We start from the raw sequence: 13,946 nt of genomic DNA on the forward strand, positions 1-13,946 counted from the left end.
GGCCGGGCAACCGGACGCCGGCCTCCCGCACCCCGCGACACGCCGGTGTCCCGCGTGCGGGTAGGTGCCGAGGCCCGGTTGTCCGGCCGGGTGGACCGGGACCGTTACCCTGGTCCGGCGACGCGTCGGTTCGACCGATCGTTGAGTGAACAGATAGCGAAAAGTGCGGACATAAGCGACTTGTTGTGCCCGGATCCGCGAATTGCTCACCCCCAGGGGTGGCGACCGAGGCCGTCGGAGGAATACTCTCGGTCGCGGCCCGCGTACTGATGAGGCGCCCGGGGGACGGGTGGGTGGAGGTGCTCGCGTGAGCCTGTCGATCGTGAAGTCGGTTCTGACCGGTGGTGTCGTGGAGATCGCCCCGCGGGGCGAGATCGACGTCGACACCGCGTACGAGGTGCGCGAGGCGATTGCCGAGGTGCTGGCCAAGGGCCGCCCCTCCCGGATCGAGCTCAACATGCGGCTGGTCACCTTCATCGACTCGGTCGGCATCAGCGCGATGGTCGCGGGCTTCCAGACCGCCGAGGTCAGCGGCGTCAAGCTCGTGGTCACCGAGCCGAGCCGGTTCGTGCACCGGCAGCTCTGGGTGACCGGCCTGCTGGGCCTCTTCGGTGCCCCCGAGCCCTACTTCGCCGGCGCCGCCACCCCGGAGGTGCTTCCCGGCGCCTGAGCCGGGTCACGTTCCGTCGAGACCGGTCAGGTCGATGTCGGTCACCTCGGTGACCGCCCGGATCGCCGTCACCGAGGCGTACCCGTCGGCGAGCAGCGCCACGTCCGTGCCGGGCTGTGCGGCCTGACCGCGTTCCTCCAGCGACGTCCGGACGTAGCCGTGCCCGGCCTCGGCCACCGTCATCTGCACCTGGCCGAAGCTGGCCAGCGTGCCGCGGCGTACCCCGCGCAGACGCTCGTGCGGCAGGTCCGGCGCGTTGACGTTGAGCACGCTCTCCACCGGCCCCGCCGTGAGCCGGGGCAGCAGGTCCAGCGCCACCCGGGCGGCGGTGCCCCAGTGCCGCTCCACGTCGCGTACCCGAGCGGCGGCAGCGACCGCGGCGCCACCGCTGGCGGCCGTCGCCTCGCCGGCGGAGAGCACGTCCAGCGAGACGGCCAGCGCCCGGCAGCCGTTCGCGGCGGCGGTGAACGCGGCGCCCACGGTGCCCGAGTGCAGCACGGCCCTGCCGGCGTTCGCCCCTCGGTTGATCCCGGAGAGCACCACCGACGGCGGCGGGCCGAACGCGCCGTGCAGCGCGATCAGCGTGATGAAGCCGGGCGGGCCGCCGACCCCGTACGCCGGCACGTCCGGCAGTTCGGACAGCGGATGGTCGTGCACGATCACCCGCCCGTCCCGTTCCAGCGCGGTCATCCCGGCGCTGGTGCCGCTCGCCTCCTCCAGCGGCGCGGCGACCACCACATCCAGGCCTCGCTGTGCGGCGGCGCGGGCGAGCGCCTGAATGCCCGGGGCGGCGATTCCGTCGTCGTTGGTCACCAGCACCCGCAGCTTCATCGCTCGACCCGTTCGGCCAACTCGTCCGGGGTGATGTGCTCCTGCGGCCGGCTGTCGGCCGGGACCAGCCGGACCCGGTCCACCAGGCCGGTGATCGAATCGAGCCGGCCGGTGCCCAGCCCGTGCCGGGTGACGTTGAGCGCCCCGGCCGCCGCACCGGTCCGGATCGCGGTCCGGATGTCCCCACCACCGGCCATCACGGCGGCCACCCCGGCGGTCATCGAGTCACCCGCGCCGCGCGGGTCGGCCGCCTGCAACCGGGGCATCTCCACCTCGAACAACTCCCCGTCGACCAGCGCCAACGCCGGCTGGTCCGCGCGGCTCACCACCACCGTGTCGGCGCCGCCGGCGTGCAGGTCGTACATGGCCCGGGTCAGCTCGGCGGTGTCCTCGTCGCGGGCGCGGCCGTCGCGGATCAGCTCCTCGTGGCTGACCTTGAGGAAGAACACCCCGCTCTCCAGCACCGCGGCGAGGTGCTCGCCCGAGAGGTCGACCACCACCCGGCCGCCGTTGGCGCCCAGGTCCGCGGCGAAACGTCGGTACAGGTCCGCCGGCACGAGCGCCGGATCGTTGGGGCCGCTGAGCACGCTGACCGGGGCCCGCAGGCCCTCGCCGAGGGCGAGGTTGTACAGCTCGTCCAGCTCGTGCCGGCTCAGCGGCTGCCCGGGTACGTCGACGATCTCCCGCCGGCTTCCGTCCCGGCGGTCGTGGACGTACCCGCCGCTGCCGGAGTCGCGGACCACCACCTTGACGTCGACCCCCTCGCTGACCAGCAGCGGCTCCAGCACCTGGCCGATTTCACCGCCGAGCGCGGTGCAGAGCACCACGTCCACCCCCAGCGACAGCACCATCCGGGCCTGCCAGACGCCCTGCCCGCCCGGATGCAGGTGCAGCTCCGGCTGGCCGCTCGGCTGGTCCACTGTCACCGTCAGCTGCGGGGTTGGCGCGAAGACCATCACGTGCCCGCTCACCGGTCGTACCCGCCCATGTCCCGCCCTCCGTCCGCCGTCAGCCGGTGTTTCCCCCGAACCGGCCGTCATGCGACCAGCGGGAGAACGACGGGCGTCCAGCGGATGACGCGCGGCCGTTGCCAGCCCGACCGGGGTACGGGACGATCGTGCGACCAGCGACGGCGGGAGATGGTGTGCTCAGGCGGGATACCTTCAGTTACACCGTCCAGGCCCGGTGCTCACTGGCCGAGGCGGCGGCGTTGCTCGGCGACCTGACCCGGCAGGGGGAGCTGCACCCGCTGATCGTCCGGGTCCGCCAGCTGCCACCTCGCCCCGGCGCCCGGGCCAGCTACGCGATCACCGACCGGCTGGCGGCCGGGCCGCTGCGCTTCCCGATCACCTACCGGGCGGACGTGCTGATCAACGACGGCGACGAGATCGTCACCGTGGCCCGGCAGTGGCCGGCCACCACGGTGCGTAACCACACCCGGCTGCGGGCCGAGCCGGACGGGCTGGTCCGGATCGACGTCGAGATCACCCTGACCGCGCCGGCCCCGCTGTTCCGGTACGCGTTCCGCGAGGCCCGCGCCGCCCACCTCGCCCTGGCCACCCGCCTCGGCGCCGCTCTCGACCGGACCACCAACCCCCCGACTCCCACCTGACCCGGAGCTGCGCGACGTCCGGGACTCCGGCGCGGGGGCTCCTACCTCCCCGACCGTGCGCCGATCCTGCTGGGGGCAGCCGCACGAGTCCGAGCGGCCCGGCGGCGGCCCCAGGGCTTGTAGGTGGAGAGGACCGTCGCGATGATCATCAGACTGGTCGACACGGCCGGGGCGATCACGAGGTCGGCGCGTTCCCGGGGTGGCAGGGCGGCGCCGAGCGCGCCGGCGTGCCGCAGGTTCGGGGTGAGCAGGAAGAGCACCAACCCGACCATGACGCTGGTGATCACCAGCTTGACCAGCACCCAGCGGTAGCGCAGCAGCCCCCACGGGGTGAGCAGCGCGCTGGTCACGCCGATCAGCCAGACCAGCACGCTCAGCGGCGCGAACAGCACGGTACCGACCAGCGCGGCGACCGGATAGACCACGGCCGGGTCGGCGCCGCGCTGCGCGGCGATGCCGAGGGTGAGCAGCACCAGGTCGGCGCCGAGCCAGCCGAGCGAGGTGACCAGGTGCAGGGTGAGCAGGCCCTTGCGGGCGGTGGGCGAGATCCGAGGCATACCGGCGATGGTGCCGGCCGGGACCGGCGGGGTCGTCCGGTCGTCGACGACATCCCGGGTACGTCCCCGGACGTACCGCGGCCGGTGCCCTCGTCGGATGAGGGCACCGGCCGGGTGGGTCAGTACACGGACAGGTGCACGTGGTTGGTGTGGTCGCTGGACGGGTCGCCGCCCGCCCCGCTGTACGACTTCCACCCGCTGCTGGGCAGCCAGATCTGCCGGTACCAGATCACGTAGAGCACCGCGAGCCGGTCGGCGTTGCGGATGAAGTACGCGGCGAGGTTGTTGCCGTACGTCTTGTCCCCGCCGGTGGCGTCACCGCCGAATCCACCCTTCTGCGCGGCGAAGTCGCACGCCCGCCCCTTCGGGTGCTCGCCCGAGCCGCCATTGCGGTGGCAGGAGACGTACCGGGTGAAGCCGGCCGCCTTGGCCTGGTTGAGCGCGTGCAGGGTGCGCGGGGTGATGCAGCCGCTGGCCGGGGTGGGGTCGTTGACGCTGCACGACTCCGGTGGCCAGGAGCCGTCGGAGTTGCGCGGCGCGGCCTTGGCGTTGGCGGTGGAGGTGCCGCGGTTGGAGCCGGAGTCGGCGGTGGTCCGCGGCTTGCTGGTGGTGGCCACGGTGAGGGCCTTCTCGGCCTGTTCCTTGCGCTTGGCCATCACCGCGACCTGCTTGCGCTGTTCGCGGATCTCGCCGTCGAGCGCGGTGCGGGTGCGGGTGACCTCGTCGCGGGTGGCGAGCAGCTCGCGCAGTGCCCGGTCCTCGTTGGCGGCGACCGCGTCCAGTTGGGCGGCCCGGTCCATGAAGCCCTCGGGCGTGTTGCTGTTGAGCAGCGCCGCCATCGTGCCGAGCCGGCCGGTGCGGTAGGCCACGCCGGCGATCTCGCCGACCTTGCCGCTGCGCTCGGTCAGCTCGGTCTCGGTGGACTTGAGTCGGGTGGCGAGTTGCTGTTGCCGCCGCACCGAGGTGTCGAGGGCCCGCTTCGCGTCGAGGTAGCCCTTGCTGGCCGCCTCGAGCTGGGCCCGCAGCGCCGGAGTGCCGCCCTCCTCGTCACCGTCGGGGGCCGCGGCGCGCTGGCTGGCCGGGGGCGCCGCCGTGGCGACGGTGGCCGGGGCGGCGACGATGCCGAGGGCGAGCATCGCGGCGAGCAGGGCCGCCAGTCGGGCGGCGGGTGGTCGTGCTGGTGCCACTACGCATGTCCTTCCGTCAGCCGCCGACCGGGTTAGCTGACGGGTTCGGGACGGAAGATCCCTACCGCTGACGCGGATGCACCCCGAGAACGTGGTTCCCCGGTTCGCCCGTGCGGGCGATTAGGCGGCGGCCGCCACCGGCGCCGGGTGGGCGCCACCGGGTGGAGGCCGGGTCAGAGCCTACCGGTGCCGGTGGGGCTGCTGCAGCGGTTGTGACGGACGGTGCGTGCGACGCCACGGGAAATCCCGGCGAATGCCTGGAAAACGCGCTGAAATGCCGCTACCACTCGACCGATCCGCAGGCCCCCGGGGCCGCCCCGGGCTCGATCTGCAGCGTGGCGTGCTCGATCCGGAAGTCCTCGTGCAGGGCGGTCCGGGCCGCCGTCAGCACCGCCCCGACCTCCGCTCCGGGCGCCATGGTCAGATGGGCGGAGGCCACCTCCATGCCCGAGGTCAGCGTCCAGACGTGCAGGTCGTGCACCTCGACGACGCCCGGCACGGCGGCCAGGCGGTCGTGCACGGCGGTGACCTGGAGGTGCTCCGGGGCGGCCTGCACCAGGATGCGTACCGCGGCCCGCCCGAGCCGCCAGGTGCGGGGGAGGATGAACACGCCGATCGCGACCGCCACGAGCGGGTCGGCCCACCACCAGTCGGTGACCTCGATGAGCAGCGCCGCGCCGATCACGCCGACCGATCCGAGCAGGTCGCCGAGCACCTCCAGGTAGGCGCCCTGGAGGTTGATGCTCTCCCGGGCGCCCGGCCGCAGCAGGGCGAAGGCGACGAGGTTGGCGAGCAGGCCGAGCGCGGCCACGGCGAGCATCGGGCCGGCCCGTACCTCGGGCGGGTCGCCGAACCGGCCGATCGCCTCGACCACCACGTAGATCGCCACCCCGGAGAGCAGGGCGGCGTTGGCCAGCGCGGCCAGCACCTCCAGCCGGTAGAGGCCGAAGGTGCGCTGCGGGTCGCTGGTGGAGCGCCGGGTCGCGGTGATCGCGGCCAGGGCCATGCCGATGCCGAGGACGTCGGTGAACATGTGACCGGCGTCGGAGAGCAGGGCCAGCGAGCCGGTGTGGAACGCGGCCACCGCCTCGACCACCATCAGGGTGGCGAGCAGCCCGAACGCCGCCCAGAGCCGGCCCCGGTGCTGGTGTGCGGCGTTGGCGACCGACCCGTGGTGGTGGTCATGACCTGCGCCCACGACCCCACCCTCCATCGCCGGTCCCGACCCGGTCAAATGTATGCTCACATCGCTATGTATGCAACTGTACGGCCAGCGATCGGCCGGGAGCGGTGGATCGCCGCGCTCAGTCGACCGTGTCGACGGTGGTGAGCCGCTGGGTGGCCCGGGAGAGCGCGACGTAGAGGGTGCGTACCCCGGAGCCCGGATCCGCGCGGATCTCGCCCGGGGCGACCAGCACGACGCCGTCGTACTCCATGCCCTTGGCCTCCAGGCTGGTCACCACCTGCAGCCGTGGCCCGCCGATCGAGGCCAGCCAGCCGGCCACCTCGTCCCGGCGGGGGACCGGCGTGATCACCCCGACCGTGCCCTCGACCTCCGCCAGCAGCTCGGTGGCCGCCTTGAGCGTCGTGGTCTCCAACCCGGCGGGCGGCACCACCAGCTGGACCGGGTCGACCCCGGTGGAGCGGACCGCGCTGGGCAGCGGCAGGTCCGGGTAGAGCCGCCGGATCTCCGCCGCGGCCACCGCGAAGATCTCCGCGGAGTTGCGGTAGTTGGTGGTGAGCGTGAACTGGTGCCGCTTGCGCCGGCCCAGGGCCTGGTCGCGGGCCCGGGTCAGCTCCTCCGGATCGCCGGTCCAGGCGGTCTGCGCCGGATCACCCACGACCGTCCAGGAGGCCAGGCGCCCGCGCCGGCCGATCATGCGCCACTGCATCGGCGAGACGTCCTGCGCCTCGTCCACCACGACGTGCGCGTACTCCCGGTAGTCCGCCGGGCGCTCCCGGGCCGCGTCCCGGGCGGCCCGCTGCCGGTCGGCGAAGGTGCTCAGCTCGCGGACCCCGCCGGCGAGCTGGAACGGATCCCGCTTGGCCCGGGCCGGCCGCACCGGCTGGCCGAGCAGCGCGTCCAGCTCGTCCAGCAGCGCTACGTCGGCGATCGTCAGCCCGGCGGAGTCCAGGCTCCGGTACGCGGCGGAGAGCAGCCGGATCTCCGCGCCGGAGAGGATTCCGCCGGCGTAGCGGCGCAGCCGCTGCGGGTCGGCCAGCCAGCCGAGCACGTGGCGGGGGTGCAGCCGGGGCCACCACGCCTTGAGGAACTCGCGGAACTCGGGCCGCTCGGCGATCTCCTCCTCGAAGGCCCGTTGCTCCGGCAGCCGGCCGGTGGTGGCGTGCTGGCGGGCCTGCGCCCACAGCGCGGCGAACACCCCGTCGAAGCCGGCCCGGCGTACCTCGTTGCGTCGGGCGCCCCGGGGCAGCGCGCGGTCCCGGATCGCGTCCAGCTGGGCCCGGTCCAGCCGCAGCAGTTGCCCCCGGTAGAGCAGGCGCAGCTCGCCCGGGCCGCCCGGTGCGGCGTCGCGCACCGCCCGCTCCAGCACCCGGCGCATCCGCAGCGAACCCTTCACCGCCGCCACCTCGGGCGGATCGGTGCGGGTGGCGGTCATGCCGGGGAACAGGGTGCCCAGCGAGTGCAGGGTGGCGGTGTCCTCACCCAGCGACGGCAGCACCGAGGCGATGTACTCGACGAAGACCGAGGACGGGCCGACCACCAGGATGCCCCCGCCGGCGTACCGGCTGCGGTCGGAGTAGAGCAGGAAGGCCGCGCGGTGCAGGGCGACCGCGGTCTTGCCCGTGCCCGGGCCGCCCGAGACGATCGTCACGCCGGAACTGGGCGAGCGGATCGCCTCGTCCTGCTCCCGCTGGATGGTCGCCACGATGTCGCGCATGCCCCGGCCGGTGGCCCGGGACAGGGTGGCCAGCAGCGCGCCGTCGCCCACCACCGTCATCCCCTCCGGGGCGGCGGTCGGGTCGAGCAGGTCGTCCTCGATCCGGGTGACCCGCTCGCCCCGGGACTGGATCGTGCGACGGCGGACCACGCCCAGCGGTTGGGCCGGGGTGGCCTGGTAGAACGCGGCGGCGGCCGGCGCACGCCAGTCCACCACCAGGGTGGTCGCGTCCTCGTCCCGGATGCCGAGCCGCCCGACGTGCAGCACCTGCCGGTCGCGCAGGTCCAGCCGGCCGAAGACCAGCCCCTCGTGCTCGGCGTCGAGGGTGTGCCGCCGCTGCGCGGCGTGGAAGACCATGGCGTCGCGTTCGACCAGGGCGCCGAAGGTGCCCACCCGGGCCATCCGGTAGCCGTCCCGCTCGGCGCGGACCGCCGACTGCCGCAGCTCGGCCAGGCGGGCGTACACCCGGTCGAGGTGCCGCTGCTCGACGGCGGTCTCCTGCTCCAGGGCGGTCTGGTCGGTCAACGCACGCTCCTCCTGACGTCGGCGGTAAGCGGTGTGAACCGCGCAGGCCAACCGCAGAAGGGTACGGCCCCCGGCCCGGCCCGCCGCGCCCGAGGTGCGCGAATGCGGCTCAGCCGACCGTCGCGGCGGTGTCGGTGCCGCGCTCGCGCGGCGGCGGATCGGCGAGGATCCGGCCCAGCACGCCGGTCAGCGCGGCGTTCACCTCGTCCGGCCGCTCCATCATCAGCATGTGCCCCGCGCCGGGGCAGACCGTCAGTTCGGTGGCCGGCAGGGCCGCCGCGATCGACTCGGCGCACGGCGGCGGGGTCAACCGGTCCCGGTCGCCGACCAGGGCGGCGGCCGGCAGGTGGGCCAGGGCGGTCAGGGTGTCCAGCCGGTGCTGCGCGCCGATCGAGGCGCGGAAGCCGCCGATCGAGCGCAGCGAGGCGCGGGCCACCGCCGAGGTGACCAGACGGATGTCGGTCGGGTCGCAGCGGTCCCCGAAGAGCATCCACCGGATGCTCGGTCGCAGCGCGCGCAGCAGCGCCCGTGGCGGCCGCCAGGAGCCGCACCGGGCCAGCACCCCGGCGCCGGTGGTCTCGGCCAGCCGGATCAGCCGGGCGATCCGCGGCGACAGGCCGTAGACGGTGTGCGTGTGCCCCTCGGCGGTGGTGGAGACGAAGACCAGGCCGGCGGTACGGGCGGCGAAGTGCCCGGGGTGCCGGTGCGCGTACTCCATGATCGTCATGCCGCCCATGGAGTGCCCGACCAGGACCACCCGCCCGGTCGGCGCCACCGCGTCGAGCACCGCGGCCAGGTCGTCGCCGAGCTGGGCCAGCGTGGCCGTGGGCAGCGCCATGCAGCTGGAGCGGCCGTGTCCCCGCGCGTCGTAGGTGACCACCCGCACCGCGCCGTCGCCGGACCCGGTGAGCGCGTCCACCTGCCGGTGCCAGCTGCGCCCGTCCAGCGTCCAGCCGTGCAGCAGGACGGCCGTGACCTCGGCGTTCGCCGGCCCCGTCACCTCGACGTGCAGTCGTACGCCGTCGGGCATACCGACCTCGAACCGCTCCGGCATCGCCACCTCCCAGGGCCGCCCGGCATCACCAGCACCGGGATACCCGGCGGTAACACCGGCTACCCGTCATGACACCACGCCAACCGTCCCGGAGCGAAGATTCCCGACCCGCCCGCGCCGCTGGACGCGGCGGGTCAGGCTGGAGGCATGTGGTCGCCGGGGGCGGAGCCGGGCCGATCGGCGTCGGACGGCCGGCCGGCCGGGGGCCGGGCACCGGACGGGCGGCAGGCCGGCGGTACGCCCCGCGCCGCGCTGGCCGAACTGCTCGCCGGGAACCGGCGGTTCGTCAGCGGCCAGCCGGTGCACGGCCACGACGTGACCGCCGCCGCGGCCACCGCCTCCGGTGACCAGCAGCCGTACGCGGTGGTGCTCGGCTGCATCGACTCGCGGGTGCCGCTGGAGGCGATCTTCGACCAGACCTTCGGCGCGATCTGCGTCATCCGTACCGGCGGGCACGTGCTGGACCGCGCGGTGCGCGGCTCCATCGAGTACGTGGTGGGCCAGCTCGGCGTACCCCTGGTGATGGTGCTCGGCCACGAGCGGTGCGGGGCGGTGGCCGCCACGGTGGACGCGCTGCGCGGCGGGCAACGGCCCGGCGGGTCGCTCGCGCACCTGGTCGAGCAGATCGCCCCGGCGGTGCGCGAGGTGGGGTTGACGGACCCCGAGGTGCAGCCGCTGGCGATACGTCGGCACGTGCTGCGCACGGTGCGGACCCTGCGTGCCGACGACCTGCTGGCCGGGCCGGTCGCCGCCGGTCGGGTCGACGTGGTCGGTGCCCTGTACGACCTGGCCACCGGCGAGGTCGCCCTGCTGGAGCCGCCCTGAGCGGGACGCGGAACCGCCCGCCGGGATGTTCCCGACGGGCGGCTCAGGTGGTGCGTGGGGGAGGGCTCAGCCCTCGAAGACGCCGGCCTCGACCAGGCGCTTCTCGGTCGCGTCCCAGCCGTCGCCGGGGTGGGTCACGGCCAGGTTGTTGATCTCGGCCCGGATCTTGGCGGCGTGGCCGGCGGCGGCCAGCACCCGGATCTCCTCGACGAAGGCCTCGGAGTCGGTGCGCAGGTGCGCGGTCTTGCCGTTGGTCAGGTTCCGCACGTAGGCGTGCTTGCCGCCGTTGAGCGGGATGAGGTACTTGAACTCGCCCAGCACGCTGAGGGCGCCACCCTGGCCAGCCTGGCCGGCCCGGACGGACGCGCGCGCGGTCTTAGAGGTGTTGCTCGCCACGGAGGTACTCCTTGCAAGACGTACGGGAGGACTGGACGTCCGGGGGCTGTGTGCGGGTGACCAAGGTCCGCCCGCGAAGATGTAACGCGGCACAAGCCGCCGATGGAACTGTACAGGACCACGACATCAGGCTGCTCGTCGCGGTGTCCTGAGAGACAACCGGCGCCACCCTTACGGCTATTCCGACCAGCGAATTTTGCGATTCCCTGGCGCACCATCCGTCACACAGGTAATCATGTGTTGCACGAGCCACTCTGGTGGACGAGGTCGTAGGGGAAGACGCACCTCGCTCTCCGGGAGGTCACCGTGCCAACGCGTGGCGTCGTATACGTCCACTCGACCCCGCTCGCCGTGTGCTCGCACGTCGAGTGGGCGATCGCGCGCGTCCTCGCCGCGCCGGTCAACCTGCAGTGGACGGCTCAGCCCGTCGACCCCGGCGCTCGCCGGGCCGAGTGCGGGTGGACCGGTCGTCCGGGGACGGGCGCCGAGCTGGCTGCTGCCCTTCGGCAGTGGCCCATGATCCGTTTCGAGGTGACCGAGGAACCCAGCCCCGGTGCCGACGGAGAGCGCTTCATGTACGTACCGGGGCGCGGCCTGTTCCGGGCCACCCTCGGCGCGGCCGGCGACATCCAGCTCGGCGAGGACCGGCTGCGGGCCCTGATGGCCGCCGCCCGGGCCCCGGAGGCGCTGGCGCACGCTCTGGACAAGGCGCTCGGCACCGCCTGGGACGCCGAGCTGGAGCCCTACCGGTACGCCGGTGACGGCGCGCCCGTGACACTGCTCACCCGGGTCGGCTGAAACCGATCGAGGCGCGGCCGTCCACCTGCTCGCACGTGGCTCGGGTGGGGCCGTGAGCGGAAGGTCAAGTTGCCCCGATAAGCGGTGAACTGGTGGGATGGCTGGGTGCCGATTCGCCCGCGACGCGTCGGCGTCGCCGTCGCCGCTCTGACCGCCCTGCTCGTCTCCGGCTGCTCGGGTGCCGCCCCGGCCCGCCCCGCGGCCACACCGTCCGGCCCGGCCAGCGCCACCGCCGGCCCGAGCACCCCCGCCGCGACGCCGACCGGCGACCCGGCCGCCCGAGCCGCGGCGCTGGTCGCCACCCTGCCCGACGAGGATCTGGTCGGCCAGGTGCTGATGCCCTACGCGTACGGCGACTCGGCCACCAAGGTCTCGCCCGGCTCCGCCGCCGGCAACCAGGCCCTCGCGGGGGTGGACACCCCGGCCGAGATGATCGCGAAGTACCGGCTGGGCGGGCTGATCCTGGTCGGGTTCAGCGCCGACGACCCGACCAAGGGCAACCAGGAGACCACCAACGTCGACAACCCGGCGCAGGTGCACGAGCTGACCACCGGGCTGCGGACCGCCGCCGGCAAGCTCGCCACCGGCCCGGCCCCGTTCCTGATCGGCACCGACCAGGAGTACGGCGTGGTCACCCGGATCACCGACGGGGTCACCGTGCTGCCCAGCGCCCTGGCCGCCGGAGCGGCCGGCGACCCGGCACTGACCGAGGCCGCCTGGCGGGCCGCCGGCACCGAGCTGGCCGCGATGGGCATCAACCTCGACTTCGCCCCGGTGGCCGACGTCCTGGCCACCCGCAGCACGGTGATTGGCTCCCGCTCCTTCGGCGCCGACCCGAAGCGGGACGCGGCGCAGGTCGGCGGCGCGGTCCGCGGGCTGCAGCAGGTCGGGGTCGCGGCCACCCTGAAGCACTTCCCGGGGCACGGCCACAGCGCCACCGACTCGCACCAGGACCTGCCGGTGCTCACCCAGTCCGCGGCGGCACTGGCGTCCGGCGCGTGGCCGCCGTTCACCGCCGGGATCGACGCGGGGGCGATGGCGGTGATGTCCGGCCACCTGGACGCGCGGGCGATCGACCCCGGCACCCCGGCCACCTTCTCGCACAAGCTGCTCACCGACGTGCTGCGCGGCCAGCTCGGCTTCAAGGGCGTGCTCATCACCGACGGCATGAACATGCCGCCCGCGAAGCGGTACTCCCCGGGCGAGGCCGCCGTGAAGGCGCTGAACGCCGGCAACGACCTGATCCTGATGACGCCGAACGTCGGCCAGGCGTACGACGGGCTGCTGGCCGCGCTGCGCGGGGGCACGCTGCCCCGGGCCCGGCTGGTGGAGGCGGTCACCCGGGTGCTGACCATGAAGTTCAAGCTGGCGGAGCGGCCGACCCCGCCGATGTCCACGCTGAACACCCCGGCGCACCGCGCGGCGGCGGACGCGCTGGCCGCCGGCGCCGTCACCGTGCTGCGTGGTGCCTGTGGCGGTGCGGTGAGCGGACCGGTCACCGTCACCTCCTCCGGCGGGCGGGACGGCACCCGGGCGGCGCTCACCGCCGCTCTGAAGGCGGCCGGTGTCTCGGTGAAGTCCAGTGGCGGCACGGTGGTGCACCTCGTCGGCTACGGCGACGGCGCCTCGGATCTGAGCGCGAACGCCGCCGTCACGGTCGCCATGGACACCCCGTACGTGCTGGAGAAGGCGAAGTCCCCGACGCTCCTGGCCACGTACTCCTCGAGCCGGGCGTCGATGACCGCGCTGGCCGCCGTCCTCGCCGGGAAGGCGCGCCCCGGCGGCCGGTCGCCGGTCGTGGTGCCCGGCCTGCCCGCCACCACCTGCGCGGCCTGACCCGGGGCGCCGCCCGTCGCTCAGCGGGCGGTCAGCCCCGCCGTCGCGAGCCGGTACGCCGGCAGCACGTCGGTCCGGTCGGCGATCAGGCTCTCGTCGACCGTCAGTAACAGGGTCTGCCCCTGCGCCTCGACGGCCAGCGCCCAGTGCCGCGACGGCTCGTCGGTCAGGCTGCTGGTGGTCAGCCAGGTGGTCTCGGTGCCGTCGTAGGAGCCGGCCCTGACCTCTCGGAAACGCTGGTCGGTTACGGTTTCACCGCCGTCGGCGACGAACGCCTCCAGCGCTGCCCGCCGCGCGGCCGGCTGGTCCGCCGTCCAGACACGCAGGAAGCCGCCACCGGCGCGCCGGCCGTCCACCTCGCACCGGGCGGTGGCGCCTCCGCGGCTGGCCAGCGCTTCGCCGAGCAGTTCGCCCAGTTCGCCCTCGGGTACCTCGACCGGCTTCGGCAGCCAGCCCTCTGCGAGCGGAAACGCGACGGGCAGCGGGCACGCCGTCCCGGCACCGCCGGTCGTGCCGGCGGATGGCGCCGCCGCTGCGACCTCGTCGTACCAGGGCTCGCCGCTGGCCGGTTCGCCGGCCGGCCGTCCGGCGGGGGCATCGGCGTCCCCGGTGCAGCCGGCGAGCAGCCCGAGCAGCCCGAGCGTCACGGCGGCCAGCGCGGCGGCGAGTATCCGCCCGTGCGAGGACGGCCGTGTCCCGGTAACGATCTTCATGCGGCTCAGCGAAGCGGACCCGTCAGGTGGAGTCAAGCGCGT

The 13,946-nt window shown here is 74.2% G+C and carries 14 protein-coding genes and 1 riboswitch; of the genes, 5 read left to right on the top strand and 9 right to left on the bottom strand.

Features of this window, described 5'->3' with window-relative positions; genetic code table 11:
* Positions 1–307 precede the first annotated feature (307 nt).
* Positions 308–670 carry an STAS domain-containing protein gene (locus ACFOW4_RS30015; protein WP_377533673.1) on the top strand — a complete coding sequence of 121 codons (363 nt, stop codon included), beginning with the start codon at positions 308–310 and terminating at the stop codon, positions 668–670.
* Between the two features lie 6 nt (positions 671–676).
* Here the strand turns inward: ACFOW4_RS30015 and surE are convergent, their stop codons facing one another.
* Both surE and ACFOW4_RS30025 read right to left on the bottom strand, forming a co-directional pair.
* Positions 677–1,501, bottom strand: coding sequence for a 5'/3'-nucleotidase SurE (surE, locus tag ACFOW4_RS30020; RefSeq protein WP_377533674.1), 825 nt, complete (start codon positions 1,499–1,501; stop codon positions 677–679).
* Complete coding sequence (locus tag ACFOW4_RS30025; protein WP_377533706.1) at positions 1,498–2,457, bottom strand: 1-phosphofructokinase family hexose kinase; 960 nt, start codon at positions 2,455–2,457, stop codon at positions 1,498–1,500. Before ACFOW4_RS30025 ends, surE begins: the two co-directional genes overlap by 4 nt.
* Positions 2,458–2,645: 188 nt before the next feature.
* Here ACFOW4_RS30025 and ACFOW4_RS30030 point away from each other — a divergent pair, with 188 nt between their 5' ends.
* Positions 2,646–3,113 (top strand): SRPBCC family protein, encoded by a 468-nt coding sequence (locus ACFOW4_RS30030; RefSeq protein ID WP_377533675.1) that lies wholly within the window; start codon positions 2,646–2,648, stop codon positions 3,111–3,113.
* Between the two features lie 41 nt (positions 3,114–3,154).
* Here the strand turns inward: ACFOW4_RS30030 and ACFOW4_RS30035 are convergent, their stop codons facing one another.
* The 5 genes from ACFOW4_RS30035 to ACFOW4_RS30055 all read right to left on the bottom strand — a co-directional run bounded on the left by ACFOW4_RS30035 (position 3,155) and on the right by ACFOW4_RS30055 (position 9,336).
* Positions 3,155–3,670, bottom strand: coding sequence for a hypothetical protein (locus ACFOW4_RS30035; RefSeq protein WP_377533676.1), 516 nt, complete (start codon positions 3,668–3,670; stop codon positions 3,155–3,157).
* 119 nt (positions 3,671–3,789) lie between these two features.
* Entirely contained in the window at positions 3,790–4,857 is a 1,068-nt protein-coding gene (locus ACFOW4_RS30040) for a coiled-coil domain-containing protein (protein WP_377533677.1), read from the bottom strand.
* A 5-nt stretch (positions 4,858–4,862) separates the two neighbouring features.
* A riboswitch (cyclic di-AMP (ydaO/yuaA leader) is annotated at positions 4,863–4,994 on the bottom strand.
* 143 nt (positions 4,995–5,137) lie between these two features.
* Positions 5,138–6,055 carry a cation diffusion facilitator family transporter gene (locus ACFOW4_RS30045; RefSeq protein ID WP_377533678.1) on the bottom strand — a complete coding sequence of 306 codons (918 nt, stop codon included), beginning with the start codon at positions 6,053–6,055 and terminating at the stop codon, positions 5,138–5,140.
* 106 nt (positions 6,056–6,161) lie between these two features.
* Positions 6,162–8,282, bottom strand: coding sequence for a HelD family protein (locus tag ACFOW4_RS30050; protein ID WP_377533679.1), 2,121 nt, complete (start codon positions 8,280–8,282; stop codon positions 6,162–6,164).
* A 109-nt stretch (positions 8,283–8,391) separates the two neighbouring features.
* A complete protein-coding gene (locus ACFOW4_RS30055) occupies positions 8,392–9,336 on the bottom strand; it encodes an alpha/beta fold hydrolase (RefSeq protein ID WP_377533680.1) in 945 nt (314 codons plus the stop codon).
* Between the two features lie 147 nt (positions 9,337–9,483).
* Between ACFOW4_RS30055 and ACFOW4_RS30060 the strand changes: the two genes are divergently transcribed.
* Entirely contained in the window at positions 9,484–10,161 is a 678-nt protein-coding gene (locus tag ACFOW4_RS30060; RefSeq protein ID WP_377533681.1) for a carbonic anhydrase, read from the top strand.
* Between the two features lie 66 nt (positions 10,162–10,227).
* Here the strand turns inward: ACFOW4_RS30060 and ACFOW4_RS30065 are convergent, their stop codons facing one another.
* On the bottom strand, positions 10,228–10,557 hold the full coding sequence (locus ACFOW4_RS30065) for a hypothetical protein (RefSeq protein ID WP_377533682.1): 330 nt from the start codon (positions 10,555–10,557) through the stop codon (positions 10,228–10,230).
* 306 nt (positions 10,558–10,863) lie between these two features.
* On the opposite strand from ACFOW4_RS30065, the gene ACFOW4_RS30070 reads away from it, so the two are divergent.
* Complete coding sequence (locus tag ACFOW4_RS30070) at positions 10,864–11,355, top strand: DUF3145 domain-containing protein (RefSeq protein WP_377533683.1); 492 nt, start codon at positions 10,864–10,866, stop codon at positions 11,353–11,355.
* A gap of 105 nt (positions 11,356–11,460) precedes the next feature.
* Positions 11,461–13,191 carry a glycoside hydrolase family 3 protein gene (locus tag ACFOW4_RS30075; protein WP_377533684.1) on the top strand — a complete coding sequence of 577 codons (1,731 nt, stop codon included), beginning with the start codon at positions 11,461–11,463 and terminating at the stop codon, positions 13,189–13,191.
* A 20-nt stretch (positions 13,192–13,211) separates the two neighbouring features.
* Here the strand turns inward: ACFOW4_RS30075 and ACFOW4_RS30080 are convergent, their stop codons facing one another.
* Positions 13,212–13,904: a lipoprotein gene (locus ACFOW4_RS30080; RefSeq protein ID WP_377533685.1), complete on the bottom strand. Its 693-nt coding sequence runs from the start codon at positions 13,902–13,904 to the stop codon at positions 13,212–13,214.
* Between the last annotated feature and the right edge of the window lie 42 nt (positions 13,905–13,946).

The organism is Micromonospora sp. GCM10011542, from assembly GCF_042650685.1.
In the GTDB taxonomy this organism is placed as follows: Bacteria; Actinomycetota; Actinomycetes; order Mycobacteriales; family Micromonosporaceae; genus Micromonospora.

Coding starts and splice junctions, on each gene's coding strand:
- ACFOW4_RS30060 (WP_377533681.1), top strand. CDS start 9,484: ATGTGGTCGCCGGGGGCGGAGCCGGGCCGATCGGCGTCGGACGGCCGG.
- ACFOW4_RS30025 (WP_377533706.1), bottom strand. CDS start 2,457: ATGGTCTTCGCGCCAACCCCGCAGCTGACGGTGACAGTGGACCAGCCG.
- surE (WP_377533674.1), bottom strand. CDS start 1,501: ATGAAGCTGCGGGTGCTGGTGACCAACGACGACGGAATCGCCGCCCCG.
- ACFOW4_RS30080 (WP_377533685.1), bottom strand. CDS start 13,904: ATGAAGATCGTTACCGGGACACGGCCGTCCTCGCACGGGCGGATACTC.
- ACFOW4_RS30035 (WP_377533676.1), bottom strand. CDS start 3,670: ATGCCTCGGATCTCGCCCACCGCCCGCAAGGGCCTGCTCACCCTGCAC.
- ACFOW4_RS30055 (WP_377533680.1), bottom strand. CDS start 9,336: ATGCCGGAGCGGTTCGAGGTCGGTATGCCCGACGGCGTACGACTGCAC.